Source organism: Glycocaulis sp., assembly GCF_051859565.1.
In the GTDB taxonomy this organism is placed as follows: domain Bacteria; phylum Pseudomonadota; class Alphaproteobacteria; order Caulobacterales; family Maricaulaceae; genus Glycocaulis.
This window is the reverse complement of the sequence record NZ_JBHYFK010000010.1, coordinates 1-15,180: the sequence shown is the minus strand read 5'-3', so window position 1 is coordinate 15,180 and position 15,180 is coordinate 1. Positions and strand designations below refer to the sequence as shown.

Sequence of the window (15,180 nt, the reverse complement as noted above, 5' to 3'; positions counted from 1 at the left end):
CGATCTGGCCGCTAACTTGGCCCATTGTGGCAAGGATGGTATGTAATACGCATATTTTCCTAGTTGGAGTAGTGCCCCATGCCGTACCGTCTCACCACTCCTGAGGCGCCATCCGCCACTCTGTCGGAGGTATTCGATCTGCTTGAGCAGCAGGTTCGGCTTTCGATTTTGGAAGGTGAGACCCATGAGGTCGGTGTGGTAGTGAAAACTACTGGGGTGCATACAGACCGTGAGATGGGGCTTGGTATTGAAATTGTTGACTATGCGAACCCAACAAGGGAAGTGATATTTAGGGCGAATAAAAATTTTACTGTTGAAAGAATTATTAAAGAAGATGTAGAATTTTCAAGCTCGTCAGGCAAGAAAATTACTGTTACCGAAAAGGATAATTATATGGGTAATAAATTTTTAGGGTCAAAAATTAGATCTGTATTTAAGGAGCTCTCCTCGCTTTTGCAAGAAAAGGAGCGAGAGGCTGATCATATCAGAGAGCGCACTCAAGAGCTAATTGATAGAGCTCCTCGGGTCTTTGCCGACGCTGACGCTGCCTTAGCCCTCGTGAGAGGTTCGCAAACTCATAAAGGGCGGTGATTTGTCCGGTAAGCCTTCTTGGGTCGATCTGCTTATTGAAGATTTTAGGTCGACTTTTCTAAGGTTTTTAGAAAAGGCTGAAGCTGTTCAGGTTGAACAGAGGGACTTGATATCTCTATATGAGAAATCGGAAGCCAAGGTTAAAGTTTTAACGCAAGGAATTCGTGATTTGAGCTCTCAACGGGATGAGCTCGAGAAAGAAGTTCAGCGATTAAATGGAATAATTGCCAATCTCACGCCGGATAGCGTGAGAAGAAAATGACAAGTGACGCTGAAAATAAGAAGAAATTGCATCCAGCGATATCAGCCGGAATTTATATTTCTTTATTTGCGGTGATGGTTGTGCTGTCGGCAAATTTAACAGGGCGCATAGGGTTTATTTTTGGCGGCATATCGATAATTTTAACATCTCTTCTGCTTTTTCTTATTTTTTCGTCTATTCTCTCCAGAGGGATAGAAAGCGCAGGATCAGCTATAAAAATAGCTATAATATCACTTGCTGGAATTCTGATGTTGCCAATGCACTTTGCTGTAATGTACCTCCATTTGGGCATATTAGACCCTGCCGGTTCTCGGGTGGACAGCATCTGGACTGCCTATTATTACTCCGTGGTAACGTGGACTACACTTGGGTATGGTGATTTTATTCCCGCACCCGACGCCCGATGGCTAGTCATTATAGAGGTTTCTCTAGGGTATGTTTTGATGGCGCTGTTGATTGCGTCTTTTGTCCGGGCAATGAGTTCTCGGTAGCTTGTTGGTCATGGCGCTATTTCTTGTTTCGGTAGCCTGGCGGCAGGAGGACAGGGAGCGCAGTTATCGCACCGAAGGCAATGCGTCCGCTCCCGCATTGACCCCGGCCGATTTTATCGCGATGGGGCGTTTTCACGCCTACGCCCACGTGCAGCGCGCAGGGCTCGCACGGGGCGATCTGATGACACTTGATCCGATGTTCTGATATTCAATCGGTGACGTTCTGCCCAACGGATAGAGCTTGTCCCTTTGTCCCGTTCAGCCGTCTGGTCCGCGAGGGGCAGGAGAGGCGCGCATCCCGGTCCAATCACCCACAGGAAGGGACTCCCGGCTCAGGGCAAAAAGTTAACGAATTTTTGCTATCCTGAAGCTAATCGGGAGTCTGCAAGCCATGTGCGGTCACACCGCACGCCGCCAAATCGTTAACGTTTTGGCTGGCTTGGCAAGGGGGTCACTGCGTCCCCGTTGCATCCCCAGGCCGCAGGGGTTTCACCCCGTGCACCCGACCAAAGAGCCATTCGAGCCCTTTGGAAACCTGACTGGGGTTTCGCCCCCAGCGACGACCGAAGGGCCTTCGTGCCCTTGGAACCTGACCATGGATGCTCCTCGCCCTTGGAGCCAGAGTCAGCAGCCTGCTGAACCCGCCAAGGGAGACTGTCCCTTGGTTATGTATGCGGCGTTTGCCCTTGGCCCCGCATCAAGATCGCCGCAAGATGCGGTGAAGGGAGGCAGCCATGGCGAGCGGCTCTGATAAGCGTCGGCGCACCGACACCATCACCATCCGTGTGACCCCCGATGAGCGGGCTGTCATCGACGATCTCTCCATGCGCAAAGGCCTCTCTGTGGGGGCCTTTTTGCGTGCTGCCGCCCTTGGCGATCCGGGCAAACGGTCCCGCCGCCGCGTCCCGGTGGACGCCAAACTCCTGCGCAATCTGCTCGGCGAAGTCGGGCGGACGGGCAACAACCTCAACCAGATCGCCCGGCGTGTGAACACGACCGGTGAACACGATGCCGCCCAGCTACAGGCGGCGCTCGCGGCGCATGAGGAGATGCGCCAGGCGATCCTCAGCGCATTGGGGGTTCCGCACCGTTGATTATCAAAGGCAAGAGCCGGGGCGGACCCAAACAGCTGGCGACCCATCTGCTCCGGGCCGACACCAACGAGCGGGTGAGGGTGCTGGAGCTGCAATCCTCACACTCCGAGCTCGCCGATGCCTTCAAGGAATGGCAGATGATTGCCGAGGGCACGCAAGGCAAGCGTGGCCTCTATCACGCCAATATCGACCCGGATGCGCGCTATGCCATGACCGCCGAGCAATGGCATAGATCGGTTGAGGTGCTGGAGCGCGAGCTGGGGCTTGATGGCCAGCCCCGCGCCGTCGTCATGCATGAAAAGCATGGCCGCCAGCACCTGCATGTCGTCTGGCAGCGTACCGATATCGCCACCATGACGCTGATCTCTGACAGCCAGAATTACCACGCGCACGAGGCTGCCAGCCGCAGCCTGGAGGACGAGTTCGGCCACGCGCATGTGCCGGGCAAGCACGCCAAGCGTGATCCTGATCTCCCGCTTCCCGAAGCAGAAATCAATCACGCCGAATGGCAGCAGGCCGAACGCACCGGCATTGATCCGCGCGCCTTCAAGGATCAGGTGACCGCACTCTATCAGGCCAGCGAGAGCGGCGCGGCCTTCCAGCGTGCGCTGGACGCGCAAGGCCTGATGATCGCCAAAGGCGACCGGCGCGGCTTCGTGCTGGTTGATCCTTTCGGCGAAGTCTACAGCCTCTCGCGTCAGATCAGAGGCGTGACCGCCACGGATCTGCGCAGCTTCATGGCGGATATTGATCCCGAGACGTTGCCGGGTGTGGCGGCGGCCAAGGCGCTCCAGCGCGAGCGTCCGCCGCCCGAACCCGAACCCCTCGCCAAGACCCCCGAAACCCCGCTTCCCGCCGATGGCGCGGAGAGCGGTATCGCCATTGATGAGGCTCTGCGTCTCTGGCACCGCGAGGACATGGACCGGCTTGCCGAGTTCCATGCCTCAGAGCGTGCGCGCCGCGCCAGCATGCTGGACGAACGCATCGCCGCCCGTCTTGCCAAATCCGATGCGCGCCGCGCCGAGGCGTTGGCGCTTTATGACGCGCAGGCCGAACGCACAGGCTGGGCACGTCTGGCTGATCAGGTGATCGGCTTTGTTGCTCCCGGCTGGGCCGAGAAGCGTCAGACAGAACGCGATGAAGCACGCGCCGCCGCCATCAAGGCGCTGGAGACCGAGCGTGCCCAGGAGATCGCGCGCCTTGATGCCGCCAGAGCCGCCGAGATCGCCGACCTTGCCGAACGGCAGGCGCAGCAGGCGCGCGAACGTGAAGCGCTCTTTGACGAGGAGCTGGTGCGCCGCGTGCGCAACTATGAAGAGGCGCAGCGTCTTGTTCAGCAGCTGGTGGAGCAGGAGCGGCAGCGCGAGGAGATGATCCGACAGCGTGCGAGAGAGCTTATGCAGCAGAGTTCGGGGCCAGAACCGCCCGACAGCGCACGCTGACCGGCTCGCGCTTTTTGCAACCAAAGCCGAGCCGGAGTTTCAACCGGGTTGCGACAGACAGCCGTTTATCGAGAATGATAGCCGCCCTGCGGGAGGTCTTGCCGCTTCGCCATATCTTCAACGCCGTCCGGGCCGTGATCCCGCCCAAGCCGCCGAGGCTGTCCAGTTTCCAGAAGGCCGACATCAAGCCCAAAGGCATTGGAACGAAGAATGAACCGCGATAGAGTGGACATTGGCTCGAATCGTCAAGAGGTTGCATGATCTCCCCTGTCTCCCAGGCCCATAATTTGGGCAGACGCCTAGATGCCCTGATTAGATTCGCCCGCCCACGCCTTTAAATTTCTCCACGAAAGCCGAGACCTTCTCGAAGACGCTTTGCTTCTTGGATAGGTACTGTGGGTTAAGGGGGCTCATTTTTGGCAAAATCGAATTCAACTCTGTACCGTTTTCGCTCGCATATTCTCGCTTGATCGACGTCGCGATATAGCGCTTAGCAGCATCCGGATTCAGTTGTTCATCAGAAATAAGCTCTTCAACTTCGCGGCGTTGCTTCGCTCGCGCGAAGGCGAAGAAGGCTTCGATCACACCAGCTTTGTCGCCTAGCTCGTCGAGGTTGGTTTGATTGATGAAATCGACGACGAGGCTCTCTTTCGCACGGTTGCCGATACTCGCACGGATTACACGTCGAATTTCGTCAACGAGCTCAGACTTGCTTTTCGTCTTTTTATTATGCTCGAATATCAACTCGAGAATGTAGTCGAGATTGATTTCCTGCGACTTTAGGAGGTCGACCTCAAATACGACATCGTCCCAATCGATCGTTGACTCAGCTTGCTCGTTGCTTGCCTTTTCACGGCGAAGCCAGTCCCTGATATCGTTGTAAGTCGAACGATAATCCTGGAACTTCCGGTCCGCTGGCATTTTGACACTTTTCAGCTCTTCTATGTCATCATCACTTAGGTGATGGCGTTCTTTGAACGCTGTCAGCGCTTCGACATCATTCGGATCGATCTCTTGGAGTTCCCGTAGGCAGGCAAACTCATCGTAGTTCTGAAGGATATTCTCAACACGCAGATACTCGCCGAACAGCTTCGCAAAGGCTTTCTTATCAGCCTCTTTCACAATCGCCGCAGGGTCGGGGAAACGCTCTTCAAGCTCCTTCACAACATCCATGAAGCCGCGTTTTGCTTCTCCGGTTGTTTGATCCGTGAAGCCTTCCATGTATTCGGCGTAGCTTTTTTCGAGAACGACGCTTTTCGTGTTCGCATTACCAAAGAGCGTGATCGCTTTGACTGTAGGCTCTTCCAGGTCGCGGAAGGTGACGATGTTGCCAAAAGACTTGGTCGCATCATAAATCCGGTTGGTGCGAGAATAGGCTTGGATTAGGCCATGAAAACGCAGGTTCTTGTCCACGAACAGGGTGTTTAGCGTCGGCGCGTCAAAGCCGGTCAGGAACATGCCCACCACAATGAGCAGATCCACTTCCTTGGACTTCACCCGTTTGGCCAGATCCCGGTAATAGTTCTGAAAGCCATTGCTATCGACGCTGAAATTTGTTCGGAAATAAGCGTTATAGTCAGCGATCGCGGCGTTCAAAAATTCCTTGGCGCTGCTGTTCAGCGCAGAGACCTCAAAGCTCTCGTCGGGGATATCGCCAATCGCATCCTGCTCTTCATTTGCTGAGAATGAAAAGATCGTCGCAATCTTCAGCGGCTTGTCACTGCTCGCCTGCAGCTTGTTCAGGCTTTCATAATAGAGCTTTGCAGCCTCGACACTGCTGACGGCAAACATGGCATTGAAGCCCTTGTTGTCCCCATAAAGCCGATGTGTCTTGCGGCGAAAGTTGTCCAAGATGTACCGAGAAATCTCAGCTATGCGTTCAGGGTGCTGCAGGGCTTGCATGTTCTCAGCGGCTGTGAGTTTTTTCTCATCCAGTTCGGTCTCAATCGCCTTAAACTGTGGCCGGACGTCATTATAATCGACCTTGAACTTCAGCACCTTCTCGTCGCGGATCGCGTCAGTGATCACGTAGGAATGCAGCTCGCTCCCGAAAACGCTGGCTGTCGTCTCCGCGCCAGATGCGTTCTCCGGAAAGATCGGCGTGCCGGTGAAACCGAACTGGCAGAAGGATTTGAACTTGCGTTTGAGGTTCTTCTGCGCCTCGCCAAATTGGCTGCGGTGACACTCATCGAAAATGAACACCACGCGCTGGGTATAGACCGGCAGGTCGCCCTCGGTCTTCATCAGATTGTTGAGCTTCTGGATCGTGGTGACGATGATCTTGTTGTCGTCCTTTGACAGGTTCCGCTTCAATCCGGCAGTGCTATCTGATCCATTGACGCTGTCCGGCGAGAAGCGCTGATATTCCTTCATCGTCTGGTAATCGAGGTCCTTGCGGTCGACCACGAAGAAAACCTTGTCGATGAAATCAAGCTCGGTGGCGAGGCGGGCCGCCTTGAAGCTGGTCAGTGTCTTGCCTGAACCCGTCGTGTGCCAGATGTAGCCGCCGCTTTCCGGCTTACTCAGCGTCTTGCCTTCGAAAGAGCTTCTGATCTTTCTAAGGATGCGTTCAGTCGCCGCGATCTGATAGGGCCGCATCACCAGAAGCGTGTCGCTCACGTCGAAGACGGAATAGTCCAGTAATACCTTCAGCAAGGTCCGCTTCTCGAAGAAGGTCGCAGTGAAGTCCTTCAGGTCTCGGATCAGGCTGTTATCGGCCTGCGCCCAGTTCATCGTAAAGTCGAAGCTGTTCTTGTCCCGCTTGGTCGTATTGGCGAAGTAGCGCGTATCCGTGCCGTTCGAGATCACAAAGATCTGGAGGTACTTGAAGAGCGAGCTTTCTGAATTGAAGCTCTCTTTACTGTAGCGGTGTATCTGGTTGAACGCCTCGCGTATAGCGACGCCGCGCTTTTTCAACTCGACCTGCACCAGCGGCAGACCGTTCACCAGGATAGTCACATCATAGCGGTTCGCATGCGTCCCAGCCTGCTCAAACTGCTTGATGACCTGAACCTTGTTGCGGCAGACATTGGCCTTATCGACCAGATAGATGTTCTGAATCCGGCCATCATCGAAGACGAAATCAAAGATATAGTCGTCATGGAGCTTGCGGGCTTTGTCCGTCGAGCTGTCGTTGGGTTTGTCCAAGTAGGTTTCGACGAAGCGCGCCCATTCCTTATCGGTGAACGACACATCATTCAGCGCCTGAATTTGCGCACGCACATTGGCCAGCATGGCGCCGGTTGATTTCAGGTCAGCCAGATATTCATAACCCTGATTGCGCAAATCCTGGATCAGCTCGCGCTCAAGGTCGGCCTCAGACTGATAGCTGTCAGCCGCCTCCCAGGCGCGCACATATTTATCAAGAACAATGAAGCGATTGGTCTCTGCGATGGGTGTCGTCTGCTCAGCCATTCGGCGCGCCCTCCTGCCAATAGCTGTAATTGTTGCGCAGATGCTCCAGCAGCAGTTTCACCGTCTGCTTCTCCTGCGGAGAGGGTTCGGCAATAGCCTCGCTAGAGAGCGTGCTATGGCTCGTGAACTGAATGATGCGGTTCAGGTAAAGTTGCTGGTCGCCCGGCAGAAGCTCTGACCATCGCGGATAGCCCAGAAAGTTCGACGTTTTTTCATAGAGGTTGCGCAGCAGTGTGAAGTGATAGCGTTCGATCTTGTCCGCCGCGATCGCCTGCTCTAGCGCCTGCTTGAGGTAAAGGTGGTAGGAAAAGCTCTGGTTTGAATCGCCGTTCTTGGCCGTCAGATCGAACGTCCCATCCTCAAGCCGGTTCAGCATGTAACACGTTTTGTTGTTCAGCTCGTTGTATAGCACGTTGAAAAATAGCGGGCTGTGCGTCGTGATGATGAACTTCAGGCCGTTCGTCGTCTCGCTTCTCTTGATCAGGTCGGCGACGTCGACGGCGAGCTGAATGAGGTGGTTCTCGTCCAGCGAACTAACCGGGTCATCGATGAAGATATATTCAAGGTCGTTGAACTGATCAGTCTCACGCTCTTCGACCTCGGTGACATTGCGGGTGCTGATGACCTGGTCCAGCAGGCAGTAGAAGACGCTCCAGATGAAGTTGCTCTCCTCACCCTTCGATATTTTCAGATTACCGGTGCTCTCATCGGTTCCGCGTTCGAGCGAGAAGGTAACTTCCGAGAAAGCCGGGATAGTGACCTCTTTGCCGTCCTTGTCGTTGATTTTGTATTCTTGGTTGAAGCGGGGCGTCAGGTTCGGCTGGGTATAGCGCTGAAAGGCAGTGATGACATTGATGTCGAGCCCGAGATCTTCAAAGGCGGATTTAGTGAACGCATTCGGCTGGATACAGAGCTTCCGCTCGGTATCGCCGGTCAGATCATTGTCCCAGTAGAACAGGTCTTCGGTGAAGGCATTGTAGTATAAAACTTTGGGGCGGTAATCGAGATCACGTTCTTCGGTCTTCGGATCAATGAGATCCCTGAAATCGCGGGACAGGCGTGTCTTGCCGGAGGCATTGAACGCATAGATCAGCTGCACCTTTTTGTCGGCGTCCCGCAGTGTCTGCGCGATCTCTGTCAGCGTCTGTCCCATTTAGGCAACCTCCGCGTCTGGCTTGGGAAAACTCAGCAGCTGATCGCGGTAGTGGGTGTACTGTTTTTTGCGGGCGGTAAGCTCGGCGGTAAGCTCGGCGGTAAGCTCGGCGAAGCTGTCGAGTATCCGAACGATCTCCCCCTGTATCGCTAGCGATTTCTCCGGATCATCCGGGCATGGGATGGGGACGGCGATCTGAACTAAATTGGCTTTTGTCAGCTTTGCCCGCCCTTTGCTTGACAGGAAGGGAAGGAAGTTTGCTGTTGTCAAATAGTGGTACAGAAACCGCGTATCGACACCGTTGGCTCCTCTGACAACGTGAACATGGTTGTTGGCCCAGAATTTTCCGCGAACATGTTGGATCGAGTAGTTTTCGAGGCTCGCGGAACCATCCTCAGCGATAAGGACGTATTCACCGTCGTGGGTGTGGCCCTCCACATAGTCCTGAATGTTATTAGCGCCGTAGTAAGGGATCGCTCCGGGGGCGCGCAGAGACGCTTTGACGGGTCGGCGAGCGGTGTTGGCAATTTCAAAAAAGTGGTCATCGCCCAAAGGCACCCACCCCACCTCAGCCCCACCGAGCAGCTTATCCAGAAACCCTGCCGCGCTTATGGATTGAGCCTCGTTGGCGTCAATCTCCACAATGATGGCGTCTATATCAGTACGTAGCTGATCGATCTTCGCAACCGTGGTCTTGATATCCTCATTCAGCTTATCAATGTTAACCATCTCGCGCGTGTCGCGCGGCTCCACATAGGAGCTGACCGAGAGGTTATAGCCGCGCTCCACGATGGCCTCATACGGCACCGAGGCGGCGACATGATCGACGTCTTTCTTGCGATCAAAAATCTCCATCACCCGCGCGATGTGATCGTCCGTCATCAGGTTGGTGTTGGTGGCCTTCTTGAAAAACCCTTCGCCGCTGGCGTCGATGAATTGGATGGCCGTGTCGGTTTTGTTCTTGGCGAGGACCAGAATCGTCACCGCGATAGTCGTACCGTAGAAAAGGTTGGAGGCGAGCGCGATCACCGTCTCGACATAGTTGTTATCGACCAGATATTGCCGGATCTTCTTCTCCGCGCCGTCGCGATAGAAGATGCCCGGGAAGCATACGATCGCCGCGCGGCCCTTGGCCGAGAGATAGCTGAGCGCATGAAGCACAAAGGCGAAATCGGCCTTTGATTTGGGTGCCAGCACTCCCGCCGGAGCAAAACGGTCATCGTTAATCAGGGTCGGATCGTCCGAGCCGATCCACTTTACCGAATATGGCGGATTGGAGACGATGGCGTCAAAGGGCTTGTCGTCTTGAAAATGTGGCTGGGTCAGCGTATCGCCGCGCTGGATATTGAACTTGTCGTAATTGATGTTGTGCAGGAACATGTTCATGCGAGCGAGGTTGTAGGTTGTGTGATTGATCTCCTGCCCGAAGAACCCGTCCTCGATGATATGCGCGTCAAAGTGCTTCTTTGCCTGCAGCAACAGTGAGCCGGAGCCGCAGGCTGGGTCGTAAATTTTGTTGACCTTTTCCTGCCCATGCATGGCGAGTTGGGCGATTAGCTTTGAGACATGTTGCGGGGTGAAGAACTCCCCGCCGGACTTGCCCGCATTGGCGGCGTAATTCGAGATTAGGAATTCATAGGCATCGCCGAACAGATCAATTTGGCTGTTATGGAAGTCCCCGAAATCGAGTTCAGCAACCCGCTTCAGCACTTTCGCCAGGCGGCTGTTCTTCTCCGTGACCGTATTCCCAAGCCGCGTGCTGGTCGTGTCGAAGTCGGCGAACAGACCTTTGATGTCCAGCTCAGAGGGGTAGCCATTGGCGGAAGATTCGATCGCTGCAAAAACCTGCGCGAGATCGGTGTTCAGACTGTCATTGGTGTTCGCGGTTTTCGCGACATTCGCGAACAACTGACTGGGATAGATGAAATAGCCCTTGGTCTTGATGGCGTCATCCTTGATGGCGTCGGTGACAACATCGTCGGGAAGTTCAGCATAGTTGATGCTGTCATCATCTGCCTCGATATAGGCGGCGAAATTCTCGCTGATGAAGCGATAGAAGAGCGTGCCGAGGACATATTGCTTGAAGTCCCAGCCATCGACCGAACCACGCACATCATTCGCGATGTCCCAGATTTTCCGTTGCAGGGTTGCACGTTGCTCGTGGCTGGTCATTCGGTTAGTGCCCCTCGTTTCATTGTTCTTGATCACTGATCTAGCGGTCGCTCTCGCTCTTCCGAAACCGCCACGAACTGCCCACTTTGAACCCGGGAACGTTGCCCTCTGAGGCAAATCGGTAAGCCGTTTTCCCAGCAATCTTGAGATACTTGGTCAATTCCTTGAGTGTCTGGATTGCGTCGCCCGACATGCCAATGGGTTCTAAGCGAGTCTATCTCAGTTGAAAATAGGGGAAACTTGCTTATCATTCAAGATGTTATTTCATTTAGGCTTTCCTGTCCGACGTGAATCGCCCGCATCAATAGTGACTACCCTGTGTGCCGCAACGGATCGACGCGCGAGGGGGGGAGGCCGTGGATTGCAACAGCCTTTTTGTCTTCTCCCGATCTTGATGTGCACACCATCTAGCCGTGCCTCAGTTCATGGGGTTATCGACCAGTCCCGTCGGGCTTCAACGCGGCTCGCTTCCGCCGCGTCACTTCCGTTCGTTCCTCACTCCGCTTGCTCTGTGCAGCTCCGCCCCCGCATGCGTGGGCAATAGGCGTTTGATCCCCGACCGATAGTCCTGGTCGCTCTTCTCCCCATGAGGCCGGCGGATGGTCCGCTGGCAAGTCTCAAAAAAGGAGAAGAAACATGTCTGATCAATTCAACCCTTCACGGCCTACCCACAGGCTCTTCACTGTCTCAGGCGATGGCGATACTGCCCGCTGGACAGAAATCGGTGCCGCCTGGTCCAACAAGGACGCCAAAGGCTTCACCCTTCAGCTTGAGGCTCTGCCCGTTTCCGGCCGCATCGTGATGCGCCTGATCGAGCCCAAGGAAGCATCCGCTTCCGCTCCCGCGAAATCCTCCTCGAAAGGAGCCCGCAAATGAGCCGCTCGACCAATATCCGCTTCGAGCATCGCAGCGCGTTTAACGCGCTGCTTTCCGGAGCCTTCGCAAACTTCGCCCTTGTCTCCTGCTTTGTGAACGGAGAACCCGCTTCCGCCATTGCAGTCGTCGAAGAAACTGACGGCGAGGTCATCATCCGCCCGCTCTTCGTGAGCATCACTGCCGAGATGCAACTCGCCGATCACGACGGGAGGCTCGCATGAGCCCCCGTCACTTCGAGACCCATATCATCGAATGGGAAGGTCGCCGCATCGAGGTGCGCTATGAACCTGACTGGCTAAACCGTCGCCAAGACGATCCTGATCTCCAGTATCTGGCCGGTCATCTGGATATCGAGACGATTGAGCCTGTGCGCGCGCCGTTGCCGATCACCGAGACCGGCTATCGCTCGCACTTCATTCATCCGTCCATCATCGAAGAAGCTGGCGGGCCTGCGGCCTATGTGCTGGCCTGGATCAAGCGTGAGGCTTACGCGCCTCACTGGCTGAAGGTCCAGACCCAGTTCGAGCAGCCCTCGTTGTTTGATGATGTACCATGGTGATGTTGCCTGCCATCTCTGCGCTTGAGACCGTCATGGTCTTGAGCGCGCGGGGTGGGGGCTCTAGCCTTTTCAGGCTTTTAGGGTGCTGACGTGTGATCGTCCCAATCTGTTTCGAGCACCATGTCGCGGACACTTTCATCGCTCCATGTGAGGCGCTCCGGCTTGCCGCGTTCAACCGTTCTGCGGGCGCGCTTGATGGTGTCGCCGATCCGCAAGATTGGGATCGTCGTGCCCGCATATAGGTCTTGAGTGATGACACAGGCGCGTACCAGAAGGGTGAGCCAGCCATCGCTGTCTTCAATCACCTCTGCTGAGATCAGCCTTTCGCCAATACGGCGGGCCTTGGCTCTCTTGCTGCGCCGCTTCTCGTAAATGCCTTCGGTCCAGCGGACGACATCAGCGGCTATGAAGCCCTCATGTGCTGAAATCCAGTCCCCCAAATCGCCCCGATTCTCCGCGTGGTGCGCGGCCTATTCCCATTATACCACGGCCAGCCGGGGCTGGGGCGGGCATTCGCCCGGCGGCTTATCTAAGCTCCTGATCTTGCGTGCTCTTGGGTGTGTCCGGTTTGTCGCTGACAAGGCCCCCGTGTGGCGTTGAAGGGCTGTGGGGCTCTTATCCTCGTCAGTATCGCGTGTGAGGCCAAACGGCCCTGCTGCGGGAAGTGGCGTCCATTTATGACCGGCTTCCCATGGCTGGGCTGTCCTGATCCGGTGACTGTCTGACGCAAGTTCCGGCCCATAGGCGCAACGGGCTGGATACGGGTTTCTTCCCCGGCTGACGCCTTCCTCGCGCAAGCCAACAAACCCGCCCCAGCCCGTTCTCCGCTTCGCTGCGACCGTACCGGTGCGCCTGCCGGAAGCCTTGCGTCTCTCCAAGCCAGTCAACGGACAGCCCGCATGGGAGCAGCGGTTTTCAGCTGCGCTTTCACCGCCCCGAGCAGGGCGAGGGCCTGTCCTCAACCGCAAACGAGGAGAGACCCCTATGCCCCATCCATCATCGACACCAGCCGTCAAGCGGCCTGATATCCACACCGAGATCACCAACCAGATCATCGCCGCCATCGAGCAAGGCGCTGGCGACTGGCAGATGCCCTGGCACCGCACCGGCGAGGGCCTCAATCGCCCCATGAATGCCGATGCCGGCAATGCCTATCGCGGGATCAATGTCCTCTCGCTTTGGGTGGCGGCTGAGGTGCGCGGGTTTTCAACCGGGCTCTGGGGCACCTATCGCCAATGGCAAGCCAAAGGCGCGCAGGTCCGCAAGGGCGAGAAAGCCTCGCTCGTCATCTTCTACAAGGAATATAACGCCGAAGAGACCAATGCCGAGACCGGTGAGACCACCGACGGCAAGCGCCGCTTTGCGCGTGCATCCTACGTCTTCAATGCCGACCAGGTGGACGGCTATGAACGTCCAGAGCCGCCTGTGGCCATCAACCCTGTTGAGGCCATCGCCAAGGCCGATGCCTTCATCAAGGCGACGGGCGCGCATATCTCCCATGGTGGAGATCGCGCTTATTACCGCCCGTCTGCCGATAGCATCCAGATGCCGGAAGTCTCGCGTTTTCTCGGTACGCCGACCAGTTCTGCGACCGAGTGTTACTACTCGACGCTTCTGCACGAGCTGACCCACTGGACCGGTCCTGCCAAGCGCTGTGACCGCCAGTTTGGCGAACGCTTTGGCGATGAGGCCTATGCCATGGAAGAGCTGGTCGCCGAGCTTGGAGCAGCGTTCCTGTGCGCCGATCTGGGGATCGCGTTAACCCCGCGTCCCGATCACGCCGCCTATATCGATCATTGGCTCAAAGTTCTCAAAGCCGATAATCGCGCCATCTTCACCGCCGCCGCGCAAGCCGCCAAGGCGTGTGACTTCCTTCAGGCGTTTCAAGACGTGAGCGTGGCGGCCTAGCGCCGCCTTGCCTACTTCCGATAGATCAGCTTTCTAGCTGTGCGTCACCACTCTCGGCGAGGCCTGTTAACCAAACGGTCATAGGTATCCTGTTCGGGCTCTTCTTCCCAATCGGTGAGCCCCGAAGGACGATGGTCCTCCAACATTAGTAACGAGATGACGAACTCGTATTGCTCAGCGAAAATCGTCATCTCCCGTACTGGCTCATCCAGCCAAACGCCCGCGTCGTGTTCGACGCCAGCGCGATTGTCGAGCAACAGGTCTTGTCGCGCTGCAAGAGACGGTGACGGAATCTCAATAGGTCCGGAGCTTGTGCGGAAGTAGGCGCCCGATCTCAGCGCGGGCTGGCTAGACTTAGCCCACAGGATGTAACCATCGCGCGAGACTGCCAGAATGGCACGCTTCCTTGTGTACTGCAGCCAGCGAAGAACAGCTGCGATCAGAGAGACACGGTAGCGGTTCGCGCAGTGCGAGACCATGTCTAGGTCTACCTTGATATCGTCGGGTATCTGGCGACGAAAGTCGTCGAGCGGCATTAGAAAGTTGGCCGCGAAGACGTTGGCTTGGTGTTCGATCTGACCATATTCTGAGTCCCAAGCCACCTGCTCTTGACTGCAATAAAACCCGTCAGGATAAGCCAGCCGATGCAGCAAATAGTGTCCAAATTCATGGGCCAGCGTGAAATTGATGCGTCCTTGTGATGTCATCGCGTTGTTGTAGATAATGCCCCAGCCTTTCTTGCCCGCCGGTGCCTTGAATAGCGCGCCGTCGAACTTCGGCAGGTTGTCTCCTTTGACACTGATAATCGGGTCTTCCGGCCATTTGTTCGCTGTGTACTCACGCGCAATCATTGGAATATCGATGGGGAATCTCTCCCCGCCAAGCACGGCGTTTAGCAATAGTGTAATGTCGATTGCCCAGCGCTCAGGAGAGATGGTGGCGGTCATTCTTCGTCGCCCAAAAGGTCTACCATACGGCGAATTTTGTCTTTTACCGTCGGATCCATATTCCTGTATTTTCGAAAGAAAGCCGTGTCCTTGGCGTCTTCCACCTGCACGTTAGCATTGAGGTCGAGTAAGTAGTCAGTGGTGACTTCAAGAGCTGCGGCGATTTTGGCCACCTTGTCGCCCGACGGGCGAGGCGGATTCTTGTTTTCGAGTTCCCAAATGTAGCTCTTGCTCGACTCCGCGAGTTCGGCGAGGCGGTCGAGCGTGTATC

General features: G+C 55.8%; 17 protein-coding genes and 1 pseudogene. 10 read left to right on the top strand and 8 right to left on the bottom strand.

Features of this window, described 5'->3' with window-relative positions; translation table 11 throughout:
• The first annotated feature begins 78 nt into the window (after window positions 1-78).
• The 6 genes from ACTIGC_RS12985 to ACTIGC_RS12960 all read left to right on the top strand — a co-directional run bounded on the left by ACTIGC_RS12985 (window position 79) and on the right by ACTIGC_RS12960 (window position 3,880).
• Window positions 79-591: a hypothetical protein gene (locus ACTIGC_RS12985; protein WP_439634814.1), complete on the top strand. Its 513-nt coding sequence runs from the start codon at window positions 79-81 to the stop codon at window positions 589-591.
• Window position 592: 1 nt separating this feature from the next.
• Entirely contained in the window at window positions 593-853 is a 261-nt protein-coding gene (locus tag ACTIGC_RS12980; protein WP_439634813.1) for a hypothetical protein, read from the top strand.
• Window positions 850-1,344 carry an ion channel gene (locus ACTIGC_RS12975; protein WP_439634812.1) on the top strand — a complete coding sequence of 165 codons (495 nt, stop codon included), beginning with the start codon at window positions 850-852 and terminating at the stop codon, window positions 1,342-1,344. Before ACTIGC_RS12980 ends, ACTIGC_RS12975 begins: the two co-directional genes overlap by 4 nt.
• Window positions 1,345-1,354: 10 nt before the next feature.
• Window positions 1,355-1,549, top strand: coding sequence for a hypothetical protein (locus tag ACTIGC_RS12970; protein WP_439634811.1), 195 nt, complete (start codon window positions 1,355-1,357; stop codon window positions 1,547-1,549).
• Window positions 1,550-2,078: 529 nt separating this feature from the next.
• Complete coding sequence (locus ACTIGC_RS12965) at window positions 2,079-2,438, top strand: plasmid mobilization protein (protein WP_439634810.1); 360 nt, start codon at window positions 2,079-2,081, stop codon at window positions 2,436-2,438.
• A complete protein-coding gene (locus ACTIGC_RS12960; RefSeq protein ID WP_439634809.1) occupies window positions 2,435-3,880 on the top strand; it encodes a relaxase/mobilization nuclease domain-containing protein in 1,446 nt (481 codons plus the stop codon). Before ACTIGC_RS12965 ends, ACTIGC_RS12960 begins: the two co-directional genes overlap by 4 nt.
• Window positions 3,881-4,192: 312 nt before the next feature.
• On the opposite strand, the gene ACTIGC_RS12955 is transcribed toward ACTIGC_RS12960, so the two are convergent.
• From ACTIGC_RS12955 to ACTIGC_RS12935, 5 genes and pseudogenes are all read right to left on the bottom strand, one after another.
• The gene (locus ACTIGC_RS12955; protein WP_439634808.1) at window positions 4,193-7,294 is read right to left on the bottom strand and encodes a type I restriction endonuclease subunit R; all 3,102 of its coding nucleotides are present in this window, start codon (window positions 7,292-7,294) and stop codon (window positions 4,193-4,195) included.
• Window positions 7,287-8,447 (bottom strand): anticodon nuclease, encoded by a 1,161-nt coding sequence (locus tag ACTIGC_RS12950; RefSeq protein WP_439634807.1) that lies wholly within the window; start codon window positions 8,445-8,447, stop codon window positions 7,287-7,289. The genes ACTIGC_RS12955 and ACTIGC_RS12950 overlap by 8 nt, the downstream gene beginning before the upstream one ends.
• A complete protein-coding gene (locus tag ACTIGC_RS12945; protein WP_439634853.1) occupies window positions 8,448-9,005 on the bottom strand; it encodes a restriction endonuclease subunit S in 558 nt (185 codons plus the stop codon).
• Window positions 9,006-9,068: 63 nt separating this feature from the next.
• A pseudogene (locus ACTIGC_RS12940) lies at window positions 9,069-10,619 on the bottom strand (type I restriction-modification system subunit M); the annotation flags it as partial.
• A gap of 40 nt (window positions 10,620-10,659) precedes the next feature.
• Window positions 10,660-10,812: a helix-turn-helix domain-containing protein gene (locus tag ACTIGC_RS12935; protein ID WP_439634806.1), complete on the bottom strand. Its 153-nt coding sequence runs from the start codon at window positions 10,810-10,812 to the stop codon at window positions 10,660-10,662.
• A 443-nt stretch (window positions 10,813-11,255) separates the two neighbouring features.
• Between ACTIGC_RS12935 and ACTIGC_RS12930 the strand changes: the two genes are divergently transcribed.
• The 3 genes from ACTIGC_RS12930 to ACTIGC_RS12920 are packed head-to-tail and all read left to right on the top strand — an operon-like array spanning window position 11,256 to window position 12,054.
• Complete coding sequence (locus tag ACTIGC_RS12930; protein ID WP_439634805.1) at window positions 11,256-11,495, top strand: hypothetical protein; 240 nt, start codon at window positions 11,256-11,258, stop codon at window positions 11,493-11,495.
• Window positions 11,492-11,716, top strand: a complete 225-nt coding sequence (locus ACTIGC_RS12925) for a hypothetical protein (RefSeq protein ID WP_439634804.1) — start codon at window positions 11,492-11,494, stop codon at window positions 11,714-11,716. The genes ACTIGC_RS12930 and ACTIGC_RS12925 overlap by 4 nt, the downstream gene beginning before the upstream one ends.
• Window positions 11,713-12,054: a hypothetical protein gene (locus ACTIGC_RS12920; protein ID WP_439634803.1), complete on the top strand. Its 342-nt coding sequence runs from the start codon at window positions 11,713-11,715 to the stop codon at window positions 12,052-12,054. The genes ACTIGC_RS12925 and ACTIGC_RS12920 overlap by 4 nt, the downstream gene beginning before the upstream one ends.
• Window positions 12,055-12,131: 77 nt before the next feature.
• Here ACTIGC_RS12920 and ACTIGC_RS12915 read toward each other — a convergent pair whose 3' ends face one another.
• Window positions 12,132-12,494 (bottom strand): hypothetical protein, encoded by a 363-nt coding sequence (locus tag ACTIGC_RS12915; RefSeq protein ID WP_439634802.1) that lies wholly within the window; start codon window positions 12,492-12,494, stop codon window positions 12,132-12,134.
• A 544-nt stretch (window positions 12,495-13,038) separates the two neighbouring features.
• Here ACTIGC_RS12915 and ACTIGC_RS12910 point away from each other — a divergent pair.
• Window positions 13,039-13,962: an ArdC family protein gene (locus tag ACTIGC_RS12910; RefSeq protein WP_439634801.1), complete on the top strand. Its 924-nt coding sequence runs from the start codon at window positions 13,039-13,041 to the stop codon at window positions 13,960-13,962.
• A gap of 44 nt (window positions 13,963-14,006) precedes the next feature.
• Here the strand turns inward: ACTIGC_RS12910 and ACTIGC_RS12905 are convergent, their stop codons facing one another.
• Together ACTIGC_RS12905 and ACTIGC_RS12900 are read right to left on the bottom strand one after the other, a co-directional pair.
• Window positions 14,007-14,909: an ImmA/IrrE family metallo-endopeptidase gene (locus ACTIGC_RS12905; protein WP_439634800.1), complete on the bottom strand. Its 903-nt coding sequence runs from the start codon at window positions 14,907-14,909 to the stop codon at window positions 14,007-14,009.
• Window positions 14,906-15,180: helix-turn-helix domain-containing protein (locus tag ACTIGC_RS12900; protein WP_439634799.1), on the bottom strand; the 275-nt coding region annotated here is incomplete at its 5' end. The genes ACTIGC_RS12905 and ACTIGC_RS12900, both read right to left, overlap by 4 nt.